18 protein-coding genes and 1 tRNA gene are annotated in these 20,007 nt (G+C 72.7%); 9 read left to right on the top strand and 10 right to left on the bottom strand.

Going from position 1 to position 20,007, the window contains the following annotated elements; genetic code table 11:
- Positions 1 to 45 precede the first annotated feature (45 nt).
- The gene (locus VSR01_RS21260; RefSeq protein WP_326450765.1) at positions 46 to 1,266 is read left to right on the top strand and encodes a cytochrome P450 family protein; all 1,221 of its coding nucleotides are present in this window, start codon (positions 46 to 48) and stop codon (positions 1,264 to 1,266) included.
- 100 nt (positions 1,267 to 1,366) lie between these two features.
- The gene (locus VSR01_RS21255) at positions 1,367 to 1,774 is read left to right on the top strand and encodes a pyridoxamine 5'-phosphate oxidase family protein (protein ID WP_326450764.1); all 408 of its coding nucleotides are present in this window, start codon (positions 1,367 to 1,369) and stop codon (positions 1,772 to 1,774) included.
- A 114-nt stretch (positions 1,775 to 1,888) separates the two neighbouring features.
- Here the strand turns inward: VSR01_RS21255 and VSR01_RS21250 are convergent, their stop codons facing one another.
- The 6 genes from VSR01_RS21250 to VSR01_RS21225 form a co-directional block, all read right to left on the bottom strand.
- Positions 1,889 to 2,458: an FBP domain-containing protein gene (locus VSR01_RS21250; RefSeq protein ID WP_326450763.1), complete on the bottom strand. Its 570-nt coding sequence runs from the start codon at positions 2,456 to 2,458 to the stop codon at positions 1,889 to 1,891.
- Between the two features lie 84 nt (positions 2,459 to 2,542).
- Positions 2,543 to 3,019 carry a heat shock protein transcriptional repressor HspR gene (locus VSR01_RS21245; protein WP_326453746.1) on the bottom strand — a complete coding sequence of 159 codons (477 nt, stop codon included), beginning with the start codon at positions 3,017 to 3,019 and terminating at the stop codon, positions 2,543 to 2,545.
- A gap of 28 nt (positions 3,020 to 3,047) precedes the next feature.
- Positions 3,048 to 4,241 carry a molecular chaperone DnaJ gene (dnaJ, locus tag VSR01_RS21240; RefSeq protein ID WP_326450762.1) on the bottom strand — a complete coding sequence of 398 codons (1,194 nt, stop codon included), beginning with the start codon at positions 4,239 to 4,241 and terminating at the stop codon, positions 3,048 to 3,050.
- 114 nt (positions 4,242 to 4,355) lie between these two features.
- Positions 4,356 to 5,102, bottom strand: a complete 747-nt coding sequence (grpE, locus tag VSR01_RS21235) for a nucleotide exchange factor GrpE (protein ID WP_326450761.1) — start codon at positions 5,100 to 5,102, stop codon at positions 4,356 to 4,358.
- Positions 5,099 to 6,979 carry a molecular chaperone DnaK gene (gene dnaK / locus VSR01_RS21230; protein ID WP_326450760.1) on the bottom strand — a complete coding sequence of 627 codons (1,881 nt, stop codon included), beginning with the start codon at positions 6,977 to 6,979 and terminating at the stop codon, positions 5,099 to 5,101. The genes grpE and dnaK overlap by 4 nt, the downstream gene beginning before the upstream one ends.
- A gap of 96 nt (positions 6,980 to 7,075) precedes the next feature.
- Positions 7,076 to 7,945, bottom strand: coding sequence for an LCP family glycopolymer transferase (locus VSR01_RS21225; RefSeq protein WP_326450759.1), 870 nt, complete (start codon positions 7,943 to 7,945; stop codon positions 7,076 to 7,078).
- 547 nt (positions 7,946 to 8,492) lie between these two features.
- On the opposite strand from VSR01_RS21225, the gene VSR01_RS21220 reads away from it, so the two are divergent.
- Positions 8,493 to 10,835 (top strand): (Fe-S)-binding protein, encoded by a 2,343-nt coding sequence (locus tag VSR01_RS21220; RefSeq protein ID WP_326450758.1) that lies wholly within the window; start codon positions 8,493 to 8,495, stop codon positions 10,833 to 10,835.
- 30 nt (positions 10,836 to 10,865) lie between these two features.
- Here the strand turns inward: VSR01_RS21220 and VSR01_RS21215 are convergent, their stop codons facing one another.
- A complete protein-coding gene (locus tag VSR01_RS21215; RefSeq protein WP_326450757.1) occupies positions 10,866 to 11,654 on the bottom strand; it encodes a thioredoxin domain-containing protein in 789 nt (262 codons plus the stop codon).
- Positions 11,655 to 11,964: 310 nt separating this feature from the next.
- On the opposite strand from VSR01_RS21215, the gene VSR01_RS21210 reads away from it, so the two are divergent.
- A complete protein-coding gene (locus tag VSR01_RS21210; protein ID WP_442785512.1) occupies positions 11,965 to 12,969 on the top strand; it encodes a Yip1 family protein in 1,005 nt (334 codons plus the stop codon).
- Between the two features lie 149 nt (positions 12,970 to 13,118).
- A complete protein-coding gene (locus VSR01_RS21205; RefSeq protein ID WP_326450755.1) occupies positions 13,119 to 13,571 on the top strand; it encodes a DUF2000 domain-containing protein in 453 nt (150 codons plus the stop codon).
- 83 nt (positions 13,572 to 13,654) lie between these two features.
- Here the strand turns inward: VSR01_RS21205 and dcd are convergent, their stop codons facing one another.
- Positions 13,655 to 14,230 (bottom strand): dCTP deaminase, encoded by a 576-nt coding sequence (gene dcd / locus VSR01_RS21200; RefSeq protein ID WP_326450754.1) that lies wholly within the window; start codon positions 14,228 to 14,230, stop codon positions 13,655 to 13,657.
- A gap of 552 nt (positions 14,231 to 14,782) precedes the next feature.
- Here dcd and VSR01_RS21195 point away from each other — a divergent pair.
- Positions 14,783 to 14,856, top strand: a tRNA-Gly gene (locus VSR01_RS21195).
- 385 nt (positions 14,857 to 15,241) lie between these two features.
- Here VSR01_RS21195 and VSR01_RS21190 read toward each other — a convergent pair.
- On the bottom strand, positions 15,242 to 16,447 hold the full coding sequence (locus VSR01_RS21190) for a tyrosine-type recombinase/integrase (protein WP_326450753.1): 1,206 nt from the start codon (positions 16,445 to 16,447) through the stop codon (positions 15,242 to 15,244).
- Positions 16,447 to 16,665 carry an excisionase family DNA-binding protein gene (locus VSR01_RS21185; protein WP_326450752.1) on the bottom strand — a complete coding sequence of 73 codons (219 nt, stop codon included), beginning with the start codon at positions 16,663 to 16,665 and terminating at the stop codon, positions 16,447 to 16,449. Before VSR01_RS21185 ends, VSR01_RS21190 begins: the two co-directional genes overlap by 1 nt.
- Before the next feature lie 691 nt (positions 16,666 to 17,356).
- Here VSR01_RS21185 and VSR01_RS21180 point away from each other — a divergent pair.
- From VSR01_RS21180 to VSR01_RS21170, 3 genes are all read left to right on the top strand, one after another.
- Entirely contained in the window at positions 17,357 to 18,283 is a 927-nt protein-coding gene (locus tag VSR01_RS21180) for a hypothetical protein (RefSeq protein ID WP_326450751.1), read from the top strand.
- Positions 18,280 to 18,972 (top strand): ATP-binding protein, encoded by a 693-nt coding sequence (locus VSR01_RS21175; RefSeq protein WP_326450750.1) that lies wholly within the window; start codon positions 18,280 to 18,282, stop codon positions 18,970 to 18,972. Before VSR01_RS21180 ends, VSR01_RS21175 begins: the two co-directional genes overlap by 4 nt.
- A gap of 111 nt (positions 18,973 to 19,083) precedes the next feature.
- On the top strand, positions 19,084 to 19,893 hold the full coding sequence (locus VSR01_RS21170; RefSeq protein WP_442785511.1) for a DUF2637 domain-containing protein: 810 nt from the start codon (positions 19,084 to 19,086) through the stop codon (positions 19,891 to 19,893).
- Positions 19,894 to 20,007: the final 114 nt, after the last annotated feature.

Genomic DNA, 20,007 nt, shown 5'->3' with positions numbered 1-20,007 from the left:
CGGGCGGTCTTTCACCCCCGGGAACGGCCCGCCTATCCTGCGCGGATGACGCACTCCATGGACGCCTCCGGCGCCGACGTGCACGGCGAGGCCGCCGCCCTGCGCGAGACGGCCGCCGCCTGCCCGGTCTCCCTGCCCGGCGGGGTGGACGCGGTGATCGTCTCCCGGTACCGCGAGCTGCGGGACTTCCTGACCGACCCCAGGGTGGCCAAGAACGCCCGGCACTTCGCCGCCTACCAGCAGGGGCGGGTACCCGAGCAGTGGCAGCTCAACGCCTTCGCGCTGGTCGACGGCATGACCACGGCCGACGGCGAGGACCACCGGCGGCTGCGCGGGCTGGCGTCCACGGCGTTCACCCCGCGCCGGGTGGCCGGGCTGCGGCCGTGGATCGAGCGGCTGGCCGCCGGCCTGGTCGCCGCGCTGCCCGGGCACGCCGACGCCGACGGCGTGGTGGACCTGCGCCGGCACTTCGCGTACCCGCTGCCCATGGAGGTGGTGTGCGAGCTGCTCGGCGTGGACACCGCCCACCGCGACCGGCTGCACACGCTGACCCACAAGCTGGTCAGCACCTCCAGCGGCGGCCCCGACGCGATGGCCGCGCAGGCCGAGCTCCACGCGATCCTGGCGCGGGTGGCCCGCGACCGCAGGGCCGCGCCCGGCGACGACCTGACCAGCGCGCTGATCGCGGCCCGCGACGAGAGCCTGGACGGCGGCGCGCAGCGGCTCAGCGACCAGGAGCTGGCCGGCACCCTGCTGCTGATGATCGTGGCCGGCCACGAGACCACCCTCAACCTCATCGCCAACGCCGTCCGCGCCCTGTGCGGGCACCGCGACCAGCTCGCGGCCGTGCTGCGCGGCGAGGTCGGCTGGGACGCGGTGGTGGAGGAGACGCTGCGCTGGGACAGCCCGGTGGCCAGCTTCCCCTTCCGCTACCCGGTCGAGGACGTCGTCGTGGACGGTGTCACGGTGCCGCGCGGCACCCCGGTGCTCGCCGGATACGCCGCCGCGGGGCGCGACCCGCGCGCGTACGGCCCCGACGCCGACCGCTTCGACGTCACCCGCGCCGGCGTACGCCACCTGTCATTCGGGCACGGCGCGCACTACTGCCTGGGCGCGCCGCTGGCCCGCCTGGAGGCGGTGACCGCGCTGCGCACCCTGTACGCCGCGCACCCCGGGCTCACCCTCGCCGTGCCGGACGCGGAGCTGCCGCCGCTGCCCGGATTCGTCGGCGCGGGGGTCGCGGCGCTGCCCGTGCGGCTGGGCTGAGCGGGCCTACGTCCGCCGCGGCCGCGGGGGGCGTACGTCGTGGGGGTGGTCTTCCGCCGCGGCGGGCCGGCCCGGCGCCGCGCCCGGCTACCCTCGGCCCATGGCCCGCCGCGACCCCCGCTCGCCCGACCCCGCCTACCTGGACTTCTGGCGCGAGCGCCACCTGTGCACGCTGACCACGCCGCGCGCGGACGGCACCCCGCACGTGGTGCCGGTCGGCGTGACGTACGACCCCGGGGCGGGACTCGCCCGGGTGACCACCAACACCGGCAGCGCCAAGGCCGCGCACGTGCGGCAGGCGGGGGCGGCGGGCGCGCGGGTGGCGGTCTGCCAGGTCGAGGGGCGGCGCTGGGCCACGCTGGAGGGGATCGCGACGGTCAGCGAGGACCCGGCCAGGATCGCCGAGGCGGTGCGCCGCTACGCCGAGCGCTACGGGCGCACGCCCGCGCCGAACCCGGACCGGGTGGTCATCGAGATCGCGCTGACCCGCGCGATGGGCTCGGTCTGAGGGACTGCCCCGCCGGGTCCGCGAAGGCCGTGGAGGCAGCCGGGAAGCCGGGCAGCCGGGACAGCCGGGACAGCCGCAGCGAGCCGGGGGCGCCGCGCCGGGCGCCGTCCGACCTCACACCGAGACGCGCGTGACCTTATCCAGGAACGCGGCCACGTTGCGCCGCGTGCGCGCGATCTGCTCCTCCAGCGTCAGCGTCTCCTCCATGCGCTTGGCCAGCGCGGAGGTCTTCTTCCCGCGCACGTACAGCGAGCACGCGAGGTCGGCGCACATGTAGAGCCCGACGGTGTTGCCCTGTCGGCCCGCGGGCCCGGCCAGGGGGGCGGCGAGCAGGTCCACCCCGCCGCCGCTGTGCCCGGTCAGGCACAGCCCGCACAAGCTGCTGCGCAGCAGGCTGCGCCGGGCGCCCGGCGCGACGCGCAGCGTCACGCCCACCGGACCGCCGCCGGCCGTGCGGTCGGCCGGGCCGCCGTCCGTCCCGTCGCCGCCGTCCGTCCCGCCGCCGCCGTCCGCCGGGACGACCAGATACGCCCGGTCCGGCGCGCCCGGGTCCCGCCAGCCCAGGAAGTCCAGGTCGGCCCATGGCCGCTCCGCGAGGTCGCGCGGCAGGTTCAGCCGCTTCGCCTCCCCCTTCGAGCAGTTCACGAAGGACGCGCGGATCTCGGCCTCGGACAGTGGTTCCATGCTGCCGACGCTACGCGGCTCCCCCGCGCGGTGTCGCCGCAATTTTCCCGCCCGGCGGGGCCGGTCCCCCGCCGGGCGCCTCGCTCAGCCCTCGCGCTTGGGGCGCCAGACCACCAGCGCGCTGGTGTGCTGGACGTCCTGGTACGGGACCAGGTCGCGGCGGTAGGAGGCGTGGACGGCGGCCTCGCGCTGCTGGATCACCGCGGCCGCGCCCTCGACCGCCGCGGACAGCTCCGCGACGCGCGCCTGGAGCGCGGCGACCTGGTTCTCCAGTTCGATGATCCGCTTGATGCCGGCCAGGTTGATGCCCTCGTCCTGCGACAGCCGCTGCACCTCGCGCAGCTGCTGGATGTCGCGGGCGGAGTAGCGCCGGCCGCGGCCGGCGGCGCGGTCGGGGGACACCAGGCCGAGCCGGTCGTACTGCCGCAGGGTCTGCGGGTGCAGCCCGGACAGCTCGGCCGCCACCGAGATGACGTAGACCGGCGTCTCCTCGGTCAGCTGGTAGGGGTTGCGGGGCGCACGCGGTCCGCGCGCACCGCCGCCCACCGGCCCGCCTCCCATCCCGGCGCCGCCGTCGATGCTCATCTGCTCACGCTCCCTTTGCGGCCTTGAACAGCTCCTCCCGCGGATCGGTGTCCGCGGTCGCTTCCCGGTACGCCTCCAGTGCGTCCAGCGCCTTGCCCTCGGTCTTGTCCGGCACCGCCACCTCGACGGTCACCAGCAGGTCGCCGCGCGAGCCGTCCTTGCGGACCGCCCCCTTGCCGCGGGCCCGCAGCGTACGCCCGTTGGGCGTGCCGGCGGGCAGCTTCAGGGTCACCGGGGGCCCGCCCAGCGTGGGCACCCTGATCTCGCCGCCCAGCGCCGCCTCGACGAAGGTCACCGGCACGGTGACCGTCAGGTTGGCGTCCCTGCGGCCGAAGACCGGGTGCCGGCCGACGTGCACGACCACGTAGAGATCGCCCGCCGGGCCGCCGCGCTCGCCGGGGGCGCCCTTGCCGCGCAGCCGGATGCGCTGCCCGTCGGTCACGCCGGCCGGGATGCGGACCTGCATGGTGCGCGAGCTCTTGGCCCGCCCGCTGCCGTGGCAGACCTCGCAGGGGTTCTCCGCGATCAGCCCGCGACCCTTGCAGTCCACGCACGGGTCGGTGAGCGAGAAGCCGCCACCGCCGCCGCGCGAGACCTGCCCGGTGCCGACGCAGGTCGGGCACACCCGGGGCGTGCCGTTCTTGTCGCCGGTGCCGGAACACGCCTTGCACGGCGCCTGCGAGGACATCCGCAGCGGGACCGTGGCGCCGTCCACCGCCTCGGTGAAGCTGAGCGTCACCTCGGACTCGATGTCCTGGCCGCGCCGCGGCTGCACCCGGGTGGCGCCGCCGCGGTTGAACAGGCCGCCGAACACGTCGCCCAGGCCGCCGCCGAAGCCGCCGCCCTGGCCGCCGCCTCCGCCGGGCGCGCCGCCGGCGCCGCCGAAGAGGTCGCCGAGGTCGAAGTTGAAGCCGCCGGTGCCGCCGCCGGCGCCCGGCCCGGGGCGGAAGCCGCCGTTGCCGAACAGCGCGCGGCCCTCGTCGTACTCCTTGCGGCGCTTGGCGTCCGACAGCACGTCGTTGGCCTCGGAGATCTCCTTGAAGCGCTCCTCGGCCTTCGCGTCGCCCTTGTTGGCGTCCGGGTGGAACTCACGGGCGAGCTTGCGGTACGCCTTCTTGATCTCCGCGTCGGTGGCGTCCTTGGGCACGCCGAGAACCTTGTACAGGTCCTTCTCCAACAGGTCCCTGCTGATGCTCATCCCCGACGTCCCTCCTCTCCGACCTGCTCCGACCCCCGCGCGCCCCGGGCGGTCCCGCGCCACGCGGTCCCGCCCGGCGCGGACGCGCGCGCCGCGTCCGCACCGGGCGCCCGGTCAGCCCTCGTCCGGGCCACCGGTCTCCTCGTCCGGCTGCTGCCTGCCGTCCTCGTCCTGGTCCTCCTCGGCGCCCTTGGCACCCGGCCCGTTCCCGCCGGCCTTGCCGGCCTTCTCGGCGGCCTCGTCCTTGCCGTGGCTGCCGGGCTGGGGCTCGGCGACCGCGACCCGGGCGGGCCGGAGATTGCGCTCCCCGATGCGGTACCCGGGCTGGAGGATCTGCACGCATGTGGTCTGCGTGACATCCGGCGAGTAACTGTGCATCAGGGCCTCGTGCACCAGCGGGTCGAAGGCCTCGCCCTCCTTGCCGAACTGCTGCAGCCCCAGCTTGGCGGCCACCGTCTCCAGCGACTCGGCCACCGACTTGAAGCCGCCGACCAGTTCGCCGTGCTCACGCGCCCGGCCGATGTCGTCCAGCACCGGGAGCAGTTCGGTCAGCAGATTGGCGATCGCGATCTCCCTGACCGCGACGCGGTCCCGCTCCACCCTCCTGCGGTAGTTCTGGTACTCGGCCTGCAGCCGCTGGAGGTCGCCCGTGCGCTCGTTGAGCGCGGTGCGCACCTGGTCCAGCTGGGCCCGCAGGGCGGTGACTTCCTTCGCGGTCGCGTCCCCGCCCGGGGCCGCCCGGCCCGCCGGGCCCGCCTGCTCGGCGGTCCCGGCGTCCTTGGCGCCGTCCTTGTCGTCCGGCTTGTCGGCGGCCTCGGAGGGGACGTCGGGCTCCTCGAAGCCCTTCGGCTCCTCCGTCACGCGGCACCATCCCTCTTGCCGTTCTCGTCGTCGACGATCTCGGCGTCCACCACGTCGTCGTCGGCGGCCTGGTCGGCGCCGGCGCCGTCACCGGGCGCACCGGCGGTCGCGGAGGCGCCGCCCTCGGCCTGCGCGTTGGCGTAGAGCGCCTGGCCGAGCTTCTGGCTGGTCGCCGCGACCTTCTCGCTGGCCTCGCGGATCGCCGCGGTGTTGGCCTCGTCGGTCGACTCGTTCTTCAGCTTCTCCTTGAGGTCCGCGATCGCGGTCTCGACCTCGGACCTGACGTCCTCGGGGAGCTTGTCCTTGTTGTCCGCGATGAACTTCTCGGTCTGGTAGACGAGCTGCTCGCCCTGGTTGCGGGTCTCGGCCGCCTCGCGCCTGCGGTGGTCCTCGTCGGCGTACTGCTCGGCCTCCTGGCGCATCCGGTCGACCTCGTCCTTGGGCAGCGAGGAGCCGCCGGTGACGGTCATCCGCTGCTCCTTGCCGGTGCCCAGGTCCTTCGCGCCGACGTGCATGATGCCGTTGGCGTCGATGTCGAAGGTGACCTCGATCTGGGGCATCCCGCGCGGGGCCGGCGGCAGGCCGGTCAGCTCGAACATCCCGAGCTTCTTGTTGTACGCCGCGATCTCGCGCTCGCCCTGGTAGACCTGGATCTGCACCGACGGCTGGTTGTCCTCGGCGGTGGTGAAGATCTCCGAGCGCTTGGTCGGGATCGTGGTGTTGCGCTCGATCAGCTTGGTCATGATGCCGCCCTTGGTCTCGATGCCCAGGGACAGCGGGGTGACGTCGAGCAGCAGGACGTCCTTGACCTCGCCCTTGAGGACGCCGGCCTGCAGGGACGCGCCGATGGCGACGACCTCGTCCGGGTTGACGCCCTTGTTGGCCTCCTTGCCGCCGGTCAGCTCGCGCACCAGCTCGGCGACGGCGGGCATGCGGGTGGAGCCGCCGACCAGGACCACGTGGTCGATCTCGGACAGCTGGATGCCGGCGTCCTTGATGACGTTGTGGAACGGGGTCTTGCAGCGCTCCAGCAGGTCCGCGGTGAGCTGCTGGAACTGCGCCCGGGTGAGCTTCTCGTCCAGGTGCAGCGGGCCCTCGGCGGAGGCGGTGATGTAGGGCAGGTTGATCGACGTCTCGGTCGACGAGGACAGCTCGATCTTCGCCTTCTCGGCGGCCTCGCGCAGACGCTGCAGCGCCATCTTGTCCTTGGCCAGGTCGACGCCGTGGCCGGACTGGAACTGCTTGACCAGGTAGTCCACGACGCGCTGGTCCCAGTCGTCGCCGCCGAGGTGGTTGTCGCCGTTGGTGGCCTTCACCTCGACCACGCCGTCGCCGATCTCCAGCAGCGACACGTCGAAGGTGCCGCCGCCGAGGTCGAAGACCAGGATGGTCTGGTCGTCCTTGTCCAGGCCGTACGCCAGGGCCGCGGCGGTCGGCTCGTTCACGATCCGCAGCACGTTCAGACCGGCGATCTCGCCGGCCTCCTTGGTGGCCTGCCGCTCGGAGTCGTTGAAGTACGCGGGGACGGTGATCACCGCGTCGGTGACCTTCTCGCCCAGGTACGACTCCGCGTCCCGCTTCAGCTTCTGCAGGATGAAGGCCGAGATCTGCTGCGGGTTGAAGTCCTTGCCGTCGAGGTTGATCTTCCAGTCGGTGCCCATGTGGCGCTTGACCGACCGGATGGTCCGGTCGACGTTGGTGACCGCCTGGCGCTTGGCGACCTCGCCGACCAGCACCTCGCCGTTCTTGGCGAAGGCGACGACGGACGGCGTGGTCCTGGCGCCCTCTGCGTTGGTGATGACGGTGGGCTCGCCGCCTTCCAGAACGCTGACGACGGAGTTAGTCGTGCCCAGGTCGATGCCGACCGCACGTGCCATGGTGAATCCTCCAGTGACCCTGACTTGAGTGCAACTGGCTCAAGAGTGCATGACGCCTCCGGCGGTGTCAAATGACATGAGTCGGGTCGACTCAACTTAGCCGCGTGTAGGCGGCGCATAAAGAGAGGGTCGGCCGGGCGCGGGAGACCGCGGGGATGCGGGGGCGGGCGCCCGCGCGGCAGGGGCCGCCGCGGCGGCGGGCGGCGGGCGGTCGGTCCGCACGGCGTCCAGGAGCAGGTCGGCGTCCGGGACCCGCGGCGCGCCGCCCGCGCCCAGCGGGACCGTGCGGAACGCGATCCCGTCCGGCGGCAGCGCGCGCAGTTCCCCGGCCAGTTGGTACAGCGCGGCCAGCGAGCTGAGCCCGGGGTCGGCGGTGATCGAGGAGGTCGCGGTGTCCAGGAAGCCGTAGAGCCGGGCCGGGTGGGCGAGTCCGCCGTCGCCGCCGCGGGCCTCGCGGGCCAGCGCGCGCAACAGGTCACCGCGGCGGTCCCCGTCGCGCCCGTGGCTCCCGCCGCCCCCGGCCGCACTCCCGTCGCTCCCGTCGCCCCCGGCCGTACTCCCAGGGCTCCCGTCGCTCCTGCCGCCCCCGGCCGCACTCCCGTCGCTCGCGTCGCCCCCTCCCACCGCCGCCGCGATCCGCCGGTAGCCGCGCAGGTCCACCACCAGGTGGTGGTCGACCCGCACCCCGCCGAACCCCTCGAACGCCCTGATCGCGCAGGCCGCGCCGCCGCGCCGGAAGGCGTCGCCGAACCGCTCGTACGCCCCGGTGGCGCCGCAGTGCTCCGGCGCGCGCACCCGCAGCGCCGCCGGCACCCCGAGAACGACGGCGCGCCCGCGCCCGGCGGACAGATGCAGCAGGACCGCGGCGTCCGCGTCGGACCCGGCCCCCGCACTCGCGTCGGACCCAGCCGCCGCCGCGCCGGGCCCCGCACCCCCGCCGGCCCCGTACCCCCGCCGGCCCCGCACCCCCGCCGGCCCCGTACCCCCGCCGGCCCCGCCCCCACACCCTCGCCGGAACGCGACCGCGGACCCTCCTCGCCCATCACCAGGATGTTGCGCGCGCCCGGCACCAGCGCGGGCGGGCGCTGCGCCGTGTACTGCGCGAGCACCCGTTCGGCGGTGCGGTCGGTGCGGATGTTGCCGCTGAACCTGCGGTAGGCCGCGAGCCCCAGGCCCGCCGCCGCCACCAGGACCAGCCCGGTGGCGATCGCCGTCCAGCGCAGCACCCCGCGCATCTCCCGGTCACCTCCGCCCACGCGTGGACCCGTCCGCCGACCTGTCCATGTTTGTCACGATCGGCGCGCCTTCAATCGCCGCCGCGCGGCGTACGCTCCCCCCACGGCCGCGCACCCCGCGCGCACCGGCCGCCGCGCAGCCGGGCCCCGGCCGGGCGCGCGACACAGATCACCAGCGGCGCGGCTTTATGGCCCCGGGAAACCCGGGTAACCTCAGCCGAGACCGGAGTAAGTTACCGCTTAGTACGTTTCGGATCAGGCAGGCCCGAGGAGGCCCCGTGCAACTCGCCGCGATCATCGTGTCGCTGGTCCTCACCGCGGTCGGCATCGCGCTCATCAGCCTCGCCGTCGCGCAGATCTACCGGACCGTCCGGATCGGCCAGCCGGTGCCGGCCGGCTCGCGCACGGACGACCCGTGGTCGCGCACCAAGACGCTGGCCCGCGAGTTCGCGCTGCACACCCGGATGAACAAGTGGGGCGTCATCGGCGTCGCGCACTGGTTCGTCGCGGTCGGCTTCCTCACCCTCGCGCTGACGATCGTCAACGCCTACGGGCAGCTCTTCCAGGCCGACTGGATCCTGCCGTGGATCGGCACCTGGCTGCCGTACGAGCTGTACACCGAGTTCATCGCCACGCTGACCACCCTCGGCATCCTCACGCTGATCGTGATCCGGCTGCTCAACCTGCCCTCGCGGGCCGGCCGCAAGTCCCGCTTCGCCGGCTCGACGGCCTGGCAGGCGTACTTCGTGGAGTACGTCGTCCTGGTCATCGGTCTGGCGATCATGACGCTGCGCGGCCTGGAGGGCGCGCTGCACGGCGTCGACCACTACGAGGCCGGGTACTTCGCCTCCTACCCGCTGGTCGCCGCCTTCCGCGGGCTGAGCACCGGCACGCTGCAGAACATCGTGTACCTCACCGCGATGATCAAGCTGGGCGTCACGATGGTCTGGGCGATCGTGCTGGGCCTGAACACCACGATGAGCGTGGCCTGGCACCGCTTCCTGGCGTTCCCGAACATCTGGTTCAAGCGCAACGCCGACGGCGCGGTGGCGCTCGGCGCGCTCCAGCCGATGACCAGCGGCGGCGTCCCGATCGACTTCGAGGACCCGGGCGAGGACGACCAGTTCGGCGTCTCCCAGGTCGAGCACTTCTCCTGGAAGGGCATCCTCGACTTCTCCACCTGCACCGAGTGCGGGCGCTGCCAGTCGCAGTGCCCGGCCTGGAACACCGGCAAGCCGCTCTCCCCCAAGCTGCTGATCATGTCGCTGCGCGACCACGCGCACGCCAAGGCCCCCTATCTGCTGGCCGGCGGCGGCAAGAACGCCGAGGGCGAGGAGCAGGGCACCCCCGAGCAGCTGGCCGGCGTCCCCGCCGCCGCGCTCGCCGAGGCCGAGCGCCCGCTCATCGGCACCGCGGAGGAGAACGGCGTCATCGACCCGGACGTGCTGTGGTCCTGCACCACCTGCGGCGCCTGCGTCGAGCAGTGCCCGGTGGACATCGAGCACGTCGACCACATCGTGGACATGCGGCGCTACCAGGTGATGATCGAGTCCTCGTTCCCTTCCGAGGCGGGCACGATGCTCAAGAACCTGGAGAAGAAGGGCAACCCGTGGGGCCTGCCCAAGAAGCAGCGGCTGGCCTGGGTCAAGGAGGTCGACTTCGAGGTGCCGGTCGTCGGCGAGGACGTCGAGGACCTCACCGAGGTGGACTACCTCTACTGGGTGGGCTGCGCGGGCTCGCTGGAGGACCGTGCGAAGAAGACCACCAAGGCCTTCGCCGAGCTGCTGCACATCGCGGGCGTCAACTTCGCGATCATGGGCGGCGAGGAGAACTGCACCGGCGACTCCGCCCGCCGCCTGGGCAACGAGTTCCTCTTCCAGCAGCTCGGCCAGGAGAACGTCGCCATGCTCAACATGGCGTTCGGCGAGGAGCTGGACGACGACGGCAAGGTCGACCCCGCGAGCCGCAAGCCGCGCGCGTCCAAGAAGATCGTCGCGACCTGCCCGCACTGCTTCAACACCCTGGCCAACGAGTACCCGCAGCTCGGCGGCGAGTACGAGGTCATCCACCACACCCAGTTGCTGCAGCACCTGGTGGACGAGGGCAGGCTGGTGCCCGTCACCCCGGTCGAGGGCCTGATCACCTACCACGACCCGTGCTACCTGGGCCGGCACAACAAGGTCTACACGCCGCCGCGCGAGATCATCGCCAAGGTCCCGGGGCTGCGCAACGAGGAGATGCACCGCCACAAGGAGCGCGGCTTCTGCTGCGGCGCGGGCGGCGCGCGCATGTGGATGGAGGAGCGGATCGGCAAGCGCGTCAACAACGAGCGGGTGGACGAGGCGCTGTCGCTCGACCCGGACATCGTCTCCACCGCCTGCCCGTTCTGCCTGGTGATGCTGACCGACTCGGTCAACGGCAAGAAGAACGACGGCACCGCGAAGGAGTCGGTCCAGGTCGTGGACGTGGCGCAGCTGCTGCTCGACTCGGTGCGCACGCCGGTGCCGGTGGGCGCGGCGGTCGGCGGCGGGTCGGAGAACGGCCCTGACGGCCCTGACGGCGGTGACGGCGGCGGCGAGGCGGACGGAGCCGCGGGCGTCGCGGCGGACGCGGGGTCGTAGCCGGGGGAGGCCCGGGGCGGGCCCCGGTGGTCAGTCGAGGCCGTGCTGCTTGAGCGCGGCCTCGAAGCCCGCCGGGGTCAGCACGTCGCCGGTCAGCCGCTTCCCGTCGATCGAGACGGTCGGCGTGCCCTGGACGCCCGAGGCGACGAAGGCGTGCTCCGAGCCGCTGACGAAGGACGCGTACGTCTGGCCGCGCACCGCCGCGTCGAAGGCCGGACCGCGCAGCCCCGGCACCTGCCCGGCCAGCTGGAGCAGGAACGGCACGGTGAAGCCGTCCCGCGACTCCTCCGGCTGCCGTGCGTAGACCAGCGCGTGCAGCGGCGCGAACCGGTTCGCGGCGACGGCGGCGCGCAGGGCGTTGACGGCGCGCTTGGAGCCGCCGCCGCCGAAATTGTCGTCGAGGAACGAGGCCAGCGTGTACTGCAGCCTCACCCGTCCGGCGGTGGCGAGGGCGGTCAGCTTGGCGCCGTTCGCCTTCTCGAAGCGCGCGCAGACCGGGCAGCGCGGGTCCTCGTAGACGCTGATCGTGTGCGGCGCGGCGGGGTCGCCCACGGTGATCGTGGTGCCGTCGGGCTCCAGCCGGGACGGCAGCGTGCCGGGCGCGGGCTTCGGCGTGCCGGTGGCGGGCGGCGCGGGCGGGACCGGCACGCCCGAGGCGCCGGAAGCACCGGAGGGGGACGCGGAGTCGGAGTCGGAGGCGGAGTCGGCGGACGCGCCGGAGGATGCGGACGCGCGGGCCTTCGCGTCGTCCGATCCGCCGCCGGAACCGCCCGATCCGCCGCAGCCGGTGAGCGCGACGGCCGCGGTGACGCCCAGCACGAGGGCAGCGGCACTACGCCGCGGGGTCCTCCGCCGTCCCCGCCCTGCCGTCGTCACCCTCGTGGCGGTGCCGGCCCCTGGACCTCCGCGGTCCCCTCGGCCTCCGCGGTCCCCTCGGCCTCCGCAGTCCCCTCGGCCTCCGCAGTCCCCTCGGCCTCCGCGGCTCCCATGACCCCGCCCCCCGTACGGCCCTGTTCGCGCGCTGCCCTCGGCACGTGCCCTCCCCCTGGCTCCGGTGGTCGCTCCCCGGCCCCGACCGTACCGGGCCCGCCGCGCGGGCGGTTCCCGGACGTGTCACAGGTTGGACCCAATGGCCGCGTGCTCCCCGGGCTCCCGCACGGGGGTGACGGGGAGCGGGTACGTTCGAAGGGTGGCTGGACAGACGCATCGACAGGGCGACGGCGGCGGCTATCCGCCCGGGTACGGGCGGAACCGGCCCGGGTACGGGCAGCCCGGGCACGGACAGCCGTACGGACAGCCCGGCTACGGACAGCCGTACGGGCGCGAGCGGCCGGACGCGTACCCGGCGGCGAGCGGCGAGCCGGAGTACTACCCCCAGGGACCGGCGGGCGCCGCGGCGCACGACGACGCCCCGGGCCACACGCGCGCGTTCACGATGGGCGAGCCGGCCCCGCTGTCCGAGGGGGGCTACGGCCCGCGGGGCGGTCAGGGCTACGGCCCGGAGAGTCACGGCGACCGCGGCGGGTACGGCGGCGACGGCTACGACAACGTGGCGACGTACCGGGCCGGCAGGTCCGCGGCGCCGCCGGCCGGACCGCGGCTGCACTGGAAGGACCTGCTGAGCGGAATCGTGCTGCGCCCGGGCCGCACGTTCTGGCAGATGCGCGACCACACGGTGTGGGGCCCGGCCCTCACCGTCACCTTCGTCTACGGCCTGCTCGCCGTCTTCGGCTTCGACTCCGCGCGCCACGACGTGCTCAACACCACGCTCACCGCGAGCATCCCGTGGGTGCTGACCACCGGTGTCATGGTCGTGCTGTGCGGCCTGACGCTCGGCGCGGTCACCAACACCCTCGCCCGCCAGCTCGGCGGCGACGGCGCCTGGGCGCCCACGATCGGCCTGGCCATGCTCGTCACGTCCCTCACCGACGCGCCGCGGCTGCTCTTCGCGCTCTTCCTCGGCGGCGGCAACTCCTTCGTCCAGCTCCTCGGCTGGCTCACCTGGCTCGCCTGCGCGGCGCTGCTGACGTCGATGGTCGGCAAGTCCCACGACCTGCCGTGGCTGAAGGCGCTCGGGGCGTGCTCGATCCAGCTGATCGCGCTGCTGATGCTGTTCAAGCTGCCGCTGATCTGAGCGCGGGCGCGGCGGGGGCGCGGTGGGTGCGCGCGGACGCGCGGCGACGGCCGGCGGGTGTGCCCGGACGCGCCGCCGGCTGAGGGATCTCCTCGTACGCGCAAGGAACGTACAAGACCAGGCGGGCGGTCCGCGGCGAGCGTGGGCGTATGAGCAACGAGCACACCGAACCCCTCGACCCGCCCCACCCGCCCCGCTTCGAGACGAAGATCGCCGTCCTGCTGCGGGACGACCTGGAGCAGTGGCAGCGGCTGAACGCGACCGCGTTCCTGGTCAGCGGGCTCGGCCCGACGCTGCCCGAGGTCGTCGGGGAGCCGTACGAGGACGCGGACGGCACCGCGTACCTGCCGATGTTCCGGCAGCCGGTGATGGTCTTCGAGGGCACCAAGGACCTGCTGGCCAAGGCGCTGGACCGGGCGCTGACGCGCGCGCTGCCGCGGGCGCTGTTCACCGCGGACCTCTTCGCGACCGGCCACGACGCGGCGAACCGCGCGGCGGTGCGGGCCGTGCCGCGCACGTCGCTGGACCTGGTCGGCCTCGCGGTCTACGGGCCGCGCAACGCGGTGGACAAGGTGATGAAGGGGGCGCGGATGCACCCGTAGCGGCGGGTCCGGGAGGCCGCCCCCGAGCCGCGACGGCCGCCGGGGCCGTGACGCCCGCCAGCCGCACTGCCGCGCCGGGGCGTTCAGACCTGCGTGCGGTGGAAGTTGAGGTACGAGCGGGAGGGCGTCGGCCCGCGCTGGCCCTGATACCGGGAACCGTACTTCTGGGACCCGTACGGGAACTCGGCCGACGAGCTGAGCCGGAACAGGCACAGCTGGCCGATCTTCATACCGGGCCAGAGCTTGATCGGCAGCGTCGCGACGTTGGACAGCTCCAGCGTGACGTGCCCGGAGAAGCCGGGGTCGATGAACCCCGCGGTGGAGTGCGTGAGCAGGCCGAGCCGGCCGAGGCTGGACTTGCCCTCCAGCCGGGAGGCGATGTCGTCGGGGAGCGTGATCACCTCGTACGTGGAGGCGAGCACGAACTCGCCCGGGTGCAGGATGAACGCGTCGTCGCCCTCCTGCTCCACCAGCCGCGTCAGGTCGGGCTGTTCGACCGCGGGGTCGATGTGCGGGTAGCGGTGGTTCTCGAACACCCGGAAGAACCGGTCCAGGCGCACGTCGATGCTCGACGGCTGCACCATCGTCGGCTCGAACGGGTCCACGCGCACGCGCCCGCTGTCGATTTCGGTCCGGATGTCCTTGTCTGAGAGAAGCACCCCCGAGACTAGCGCCCGCGGGGCGGGCGGGAGTCATGCAGCCGGCGGGGACGGGCGGCGCCGGGCCGGCGCGTCGGCCCGGCGGATCGGCGGGACGCGCCGGGCGGATCGGCCTGGCCGGGCGGGGCCGGACCCGGGGGCGGCGGGCGGTTGAGCCCGCGCCCGCCGGGGGCGACCCGAACCGAGCCGGACTGCTTCCTACTTCTCCGCTTCCTACTTCTCCGCGCCGTGCGCCTCGACCGGTACGGCGTGCCGCAGCCGCCCGCACTTCGGACACCTCAACAACCGGGCGGGACCCAGCCGATCGGCCCCCAGGTGCTGCATCGGAAACGAGCCCGTGGTGAACACGTGCCCCTCGGCACAACGAACAACGGTGCGCTCCATGAAGTCCCTTCCCCAACTCCGCGTGGCCGGACGAACCCACACATTAGGGGATGCCCCACCCGGACCCCAGGACCACCACACCGTCCCCCCTCAACCTACCCCCACCCCTCCCCCACCCCACATGCGGTACAGTATCCGTGACCCGCCCTCCCCGGGCAGTCACCACAAGCGGATGTAGTTTAATGGTAGAACATGAGCTTCCCAAGCTCAGAGCGCGGGTTCGATTCCCGTCATCCGCTCCACAAAGAAGCCCCAGGTCAACGACTTGGGGCTTTATCGTTGTCCAGACCAATTAATGGGCCGCGCACCACTTGTGCACCACATCTGGCGGTTAATTGGGCCAGGCGAGTGGCGCTGAATGGGGTATCGAATATTGGCGCAGCGCAATTCTCGAATCCTGAGACGGACTTTGAGTGACCTACGTCACACGATGAAGTCACTTTCGGTCACGCTCGGTTGACGGCCGCGCGGCGGCACCGACATACAACGCCGCTGTTCAGGGACTGGATCACTGCTGGCGGGGTGCAGCGTATGACCGATGGGTTCCGGCACGGAGCGTGGCAACAGGCATGGTTCGGGGGCCGACGAGCTGTCGCGTCGGCCCCCGGACAGGCGGTCAGACCGCCGTCAGGCCAGCCGCACCACTTCCGCACCAGATGGGTCGTCGGCCGCCGCGTCGAGGCGCTCGGCGCGGACGCGTTCGTCGAGGCCGGCCGCGACTTCCTTCTGCCGGTCCAGCGTGGAGTGCTGGTAGATGAGGGCCGCGCGCTCCGAGGACTGGCCGGCGCGGACCATGGCGTCCTTCAGGGTGCCGCCGGACTGGGTGACGAGGGTATTGCCGGTGTGCCGGAGGTCGTAGAAGCGGAAATTGTCGGGCAGGCCGACTTTCGTACGGGCTTTCCGCCATTTACGGCCGAAGGTGGACCGGCGGAACGGTGCTCCGCGTTCTCCGACGAAGAGCAGACCGTCTGGTTCTTTTGCCGCGAACCAGTCGAGGTGCCGTCGTACGTCGACGGTCAGGAATGCGGGCAGGACGACGACGCGCTTTCCGGCGCGCGATTTCGGGTCGCCGGTGGCACGGCGGCCGGTGGTGAGTTCCGGTGACGCGCGGGTGATCCGGAGCAGCACGGGCTCGCGCGGCACGTCGCGCCGCCGCTTCGACTCCTCCGGCTCGTCGGGCAGCGTTACGTCGGGGCGGCGCAACTCCGCCTGCTCCTCCGGGCGGAGGCTGCCGTAGGCAGCGAGGTAGACCATCAGCCGCCAGCGCGGACCCATGGCCTCGGCGACCGCGTCGACCTGTTCGACGCTGGCGATCGGACGTTCCTCCGCCTCCTCCTTCCCCGCGCCCTTGATCCGGCAGGGGTTGCGGCGGATCAGCTCGTCGTCGGCGGCCGTCTCCAGGACGGCCTTCAGCAGGCGGTAGCTCTTGGCGACAGTTGTCGTCCCTGTAGCCTCCAGCCGGTCGGCCCGCCAGGCGCGGACGCGGCCGGGCGTGATCTCGTCCAGGTCGTACGAGCCGAACGCCGGCAGGAGGTGGAGACGCAGCAGCCTGCGGTACAGCTCGTCGGTAGTCGCGGCGAGACCCCGTTCCTCGACCCAGCGCAGCGCGTACTCCCCGAAGTTGACCGCTCCGGCGTCCGGGTCCGTCCAGTCGCCGCGCGTCAGATCGGCTTCCACCTGGGAGAGCCAGACCTCGGCGTCGGTCTTGGTGGAGAAGGTCTCCGGTGAGTTCCGGCGCAGGCCGGTGGGATCAAGGTAGCTGGCGGTCCAGCGTCCGGAACGGTACTGCCGGACCGACCCGAAGCGGCGCTTGGCGCCCTTTGCTTTAGGCATCAGGCCGCCCTCCCGTAGTGCGCGCGGAAGCGGCGGCGGGTGACGGGCTGCACGGTGTTCACCATGACGTAGGCGTCGAGCACGCTCTCCGCGAGGCGGACGTGGCGGCCGACCTTGACGAAGGCGATCCGGCGCTCGGATATGAGGCGGCGGATGAAGCGCTCGCCGGTGCCGAGGCGTTCGGCGGCCTCGGCGACGTTCAGAAGGCGTTCAGGCACCGGCGACCCCCTCCGTCGCGGCGCGCGGCGCGGAGAGGCGGTGTGGGGATGAAGCGGATGGGCGCAAAGCAGGGCTCCTTCTCCGGCCGACGAGGGGTGGCAGCCCCGGTGGTGCCGGCCGGTGGTTCAGGGATGGGCGTAAGCCGTGGAGGGCTTTCGGAGGGACGTCATGTTGTACCTCGCAAAATGCCGTTTGGGAAACAGCATTTTCGGGTGTACAACGCGGCCGCGTAATTGCGGCAGCAGTCCGCAGGCCGGACGGTAGCACCGAATCCCGGACGAGGCCTGAAGCAGACCGGAACGGACAACGCGGACTCGCTGGCCGCGTGTTGACCTGGGCAGGAGCTCTGGTTTGGGCGATCCGTGAGCTACGGCTACGGTGCGCTCCATACGGCGCAAGACTTTCCCTGCCGACCTGTTTCGAAAAGTGGAGCTAAGTATGGACTCTTCGAGCCGGGTGTGGTTTAACTGTCGGTCCCATCGTCCGGAACGAGAAAGGCCCCCGGCGCTGAGAACGCCGGAGGCCGAAGCAGAAACCCCGTCCGCCCATCCCTGAACGGTTCGCCAGCACGCCGGGGCTGCCACCCCGCATGGCCCGCTGACAAGGAGCTCTGTGCACCACCCTACGACCCCGCGCCCGCGCCGCGCACTCCACTTCGGCCGCCCGACCCCGAAGGCGGGGTGCTGAGGCATGGCCCGCATACGCACCATCAAGCCCGAAGCCTTCGCCTCGGAATCCCTGGCCGCCGTGTCCCTGTCGGCCGAGCGGACCTTCTTCGGCCTGCTCACCCAAGCTGACGACCACGGCCGGTACCGCGACCAGCCCGCCGTCATCGCCGGCCTGCTGTGGTCGCTCCGCCCCGACCACGGCCCCCTCGGCGTCGAGGACGACCTCACCCAGCTCGCCGCCGCCGAGCTGGTCTGCCGCTATGAAGGCGACGACGGCAAGCAGTACCTGCACGTGGTCACCTGGCACCGCCACCAGAAGATCAACCGGCCCAGCGGCATACGCGCACCCGCCTGCCCCCACCACGACCGCGCCGCCGGTGTCCATGAGCCCTCACCACGTACGCAGGGAGGCCTCCGTGAGGATGCGGTGAGCCCTCACGGAGGCCTCACCGAGGACTCGCGACGGAGCAGCGAACCCTCACCGAATCACGAAATCGCAGGTCAGGAAATGTTCAGTGAGGTCTCACCGAGAGCTCACGGAGGCCTCACCGAACCCTCGGCGGGCCCTCGGCGTCCGGATCTAGGACCTAGGATCGTGGATCTAGGATCAGTCCCTTCGGGGAGCGCGAGCGCCCCCGCGCCCGGCCCCTCCGTGTCGGCGAAGCAGCTCCTCGACGAGTACGTCGCCGCGTGCGCGCACCACCCGCCGGGGCAGTTCCTCGGAGGTCTGGGCCGGACGGTCAACCAGCTCCTCGGCGAAGGCATTTCGCCAGACCACATCCGCCCGGCCCTGGAGCGGCTGCGGGTCAAGGGCCTGAGCCCGAGCGTGCTGCCGAGCCTCGTCAACGAGGCCATGAACGCCACACCGCCGCAGGCCAACCCCCGTACGCAGCACCGCGCGTGGGCCAACCCAGCCGACGTCGAGGCCGCCTACGGCGGTGACCTGTGACCACCGCCACCCGCGAACCCTCCACCGTCGGCGGCGCGGTGAACCGCCTCGCCGCGATCCTCACCGCCCGGGGCATCGATCCGCACGCGCATGTCCCGGCCCCCGAGCCGGAGCCGACGACCGCGCTGGAACTTGCCGATGCCCGTATCCCGCCCCGCTACCGCCGCGCCGTCGCCGACCACCCGCGCGTCACCTGCTGGGTCACGGCGATCACGGCTGCGGGCAGGCCCGGCCCCGGCGTCACGCGCGGGATCGCCACCGGCCCGTCGCTGCTGATCGCCGGCCCGACCGGCACCGGCAAGACCCACCAGGCCTACGGCGCCATCCGTGCTCTGCTGGCCGCCGGTGTCCGGCTGCGGTGGGAGGCGACGACCGCCGCCGACCTCTACGCCGCACAGCGCCCCCAACAGGGCACCGATGCCGAGCGGCAGCTCCGGGCGCTGGCCCGCAGCCCGCTCCTGCTCCTGGACGACCTCGGCGCGGCCAAGCAGTCCCCGTGGACGGAGGAGTTGACCTACCGCCTGGTCAACCACCGCTACAACCAGCTCCTGCCGACGCTGGTCACCACCAACCTGCCCGTCGCCGAGCTCCGCGACGCCGTCGGCGACCGCGTCGCCTCCCGCCTCGCGGAGATGACCGACCGCGTCATCCTCACCGGCCGAGACCTCAGACGGCACACCGCCTCGTAACGGGTCCCGCTCCCGAAAAAGAGGCCCACCGGCCGCCTGTCACAACCACTTCCACCGCCTCCGCCGACGCGTGCCAGCGCGCGGATGCCACCCCTCACCGGAGATCCCCGCATGTTCCCGAACGCCCATGTCCCCGTGCCCCGGGCCACCGCCTGGGACCGCGCCGCCATCACCGTCCTCGGCGGCGCGGGCTGCGCACTCTCCTACGACGCCCTGCAGCAAATGGCCGTCGCGATCCACGTCCGCCCAGCTCTGACGTACCTCTTCCCCGCCGTCATCGACGGGTTCATCGCCTACGGCATCCGCGCCCTGCTCGTCCTGCGCACCGCACCATTCCGTGCCCGCCTCTACGTCTGGACCCTCTTCACCACCGCCACAGCCGCCAGCATCTGGGCCAACGCCCTCCACGCCATCCGCCTCAACCAGCAGACCCACGCTGCGGGCCTGCACCTCAGCGACACCACCGTCGGCATCCTGTCCACCCTCGCCCCACTCGCCCTCGCAGGAGCCGTCCACCTCCACATCCTCATCACCCGCCACGGCCTGCCCGCCGTCCAAGTGCCAGTACGTCGGCCGACGGAGACTCCGCCGTCTTCGGACTCGGCACCCGAGACCGAAGTACCACCCGCCCGAAGTGCGGAGGCCGAGGCGGTTCCGTCGTCCGGTCAGGCGCCTGTCGAGCACGCGCGCGCCGAAGAGCACCCCGCCGCGATACCCGACGAGTCGGTCCGCCGGATCGGCCGGCCGCCCAGCGCCGGACTTGATGAACTCCTTGCCCTGGCCCGTCCCGTCTTCGTGGCGCACGAGAACCCCACCCGGGCCGTGGTCCGCGACCACGTCCACGCCGCCGGCCACACCATCGCCGAGGACCGGCTCACCCAGATCATGACTGCTCTGCGCCGCGAGCAACCCGGCCGCTGACCGGAACTCCCCGCAGGTCAAAGGGCGGGCCGGCCAACGCCGGTCCGCCCATCCGGTCACACGGACGACCGGGCGCGACCGGCCACGGAACACAACCGTGGGCGCACGGAATCA

It is taken from the genome of Actinacidiphila sp. DG2A-62 (assembly GCF_035825295.1).
Lineage (GTDB): Bacteria > Actinomycetota > Actinomycetes > Streptomycetales > Streptomycetaceae > Actinacidiphila.
The sequence above is the reverse complement of the archived record's forward strand: the minus strand, read 5'-3'. Positions and strand labels throughout refer to the sequence as shown.

Coding starts and splice junctions, on each gene's coding strand:
- VSR01_RS21245 (WP_326453746.1), bottom strand. CDS start 3,019: ATGGGAGGCGGGCCGGTGGGCGGCGGTGCGCGCGGACCGCGTGCGCCC.
- VSR01_RS21180 (WP_326450751.1), top strand. CDS start 17,357: ATGGCCCGCATACGCACCATCAAGCCCGAAGCCTTCGCCTCGGAATCC.
- dnaK (WP_326450760.1), bottom strand. CDS start 6,979: ATGGCACGTGCGGTCGGCATCGACCTGGGCACGACTAACTCCGTCGTC.
- VSR01_RS21260 (WP_326450765.1), top strand. CDS start 46: ATGACGCACTCCATGGACGCCTCCGGCGCCGACGTGCACGGCGAGGCC.
- VSR01_RS21190 (WP_326450753.1), bottom strand. CDS start 16,447: ATGCCTAAAGCAAAGGGCGCCAAGCGCCGCTTCGGGTCGGTCCGGCAG.
- VSR01_RS21210 (WP_442785512.1), top strand. CDS start 11,965: ATGGCCGCGTGCTCCCCGGGCTCCCGCACGGGGGTGACGGGGAGCGGG.
- VSR01_RS21170 (WP_442785511.1), top strand. CDS start 19,084: ATGTTCCCGAACGCCCATGTCCCCGTGCCCCGGGCCACCGCCTGGGAC.
- VSR01_RS21255 (WP_326450764.1), top strand. CDS start 1,367: ATGGCCCGCCGCGACCCCCGCTCGCCCGACCCCGCCTACCTGGACTTC.
- dnaJ (WP_326450762.1), bottom strand. CDS start 4,241: ATGAGCATCAGCAGGGACCTGTTGGAGAAGGACCTGTACAAGGTTCTC.
- VSR01_RS21205 (WP_326450755.1), top strand. CDS start 13,119: ATGAGCAACGAGCACACCGAACCCCTCGACCCGCCCCACCCGCCCCGC.
- VSR01_RS21250 (WP_326450763.1), bottom strand. CDS start 2,458: ATGGAACCACTGTCCGAGGCCGAGATCCGCGCGTCCTTCGTGAACTGC.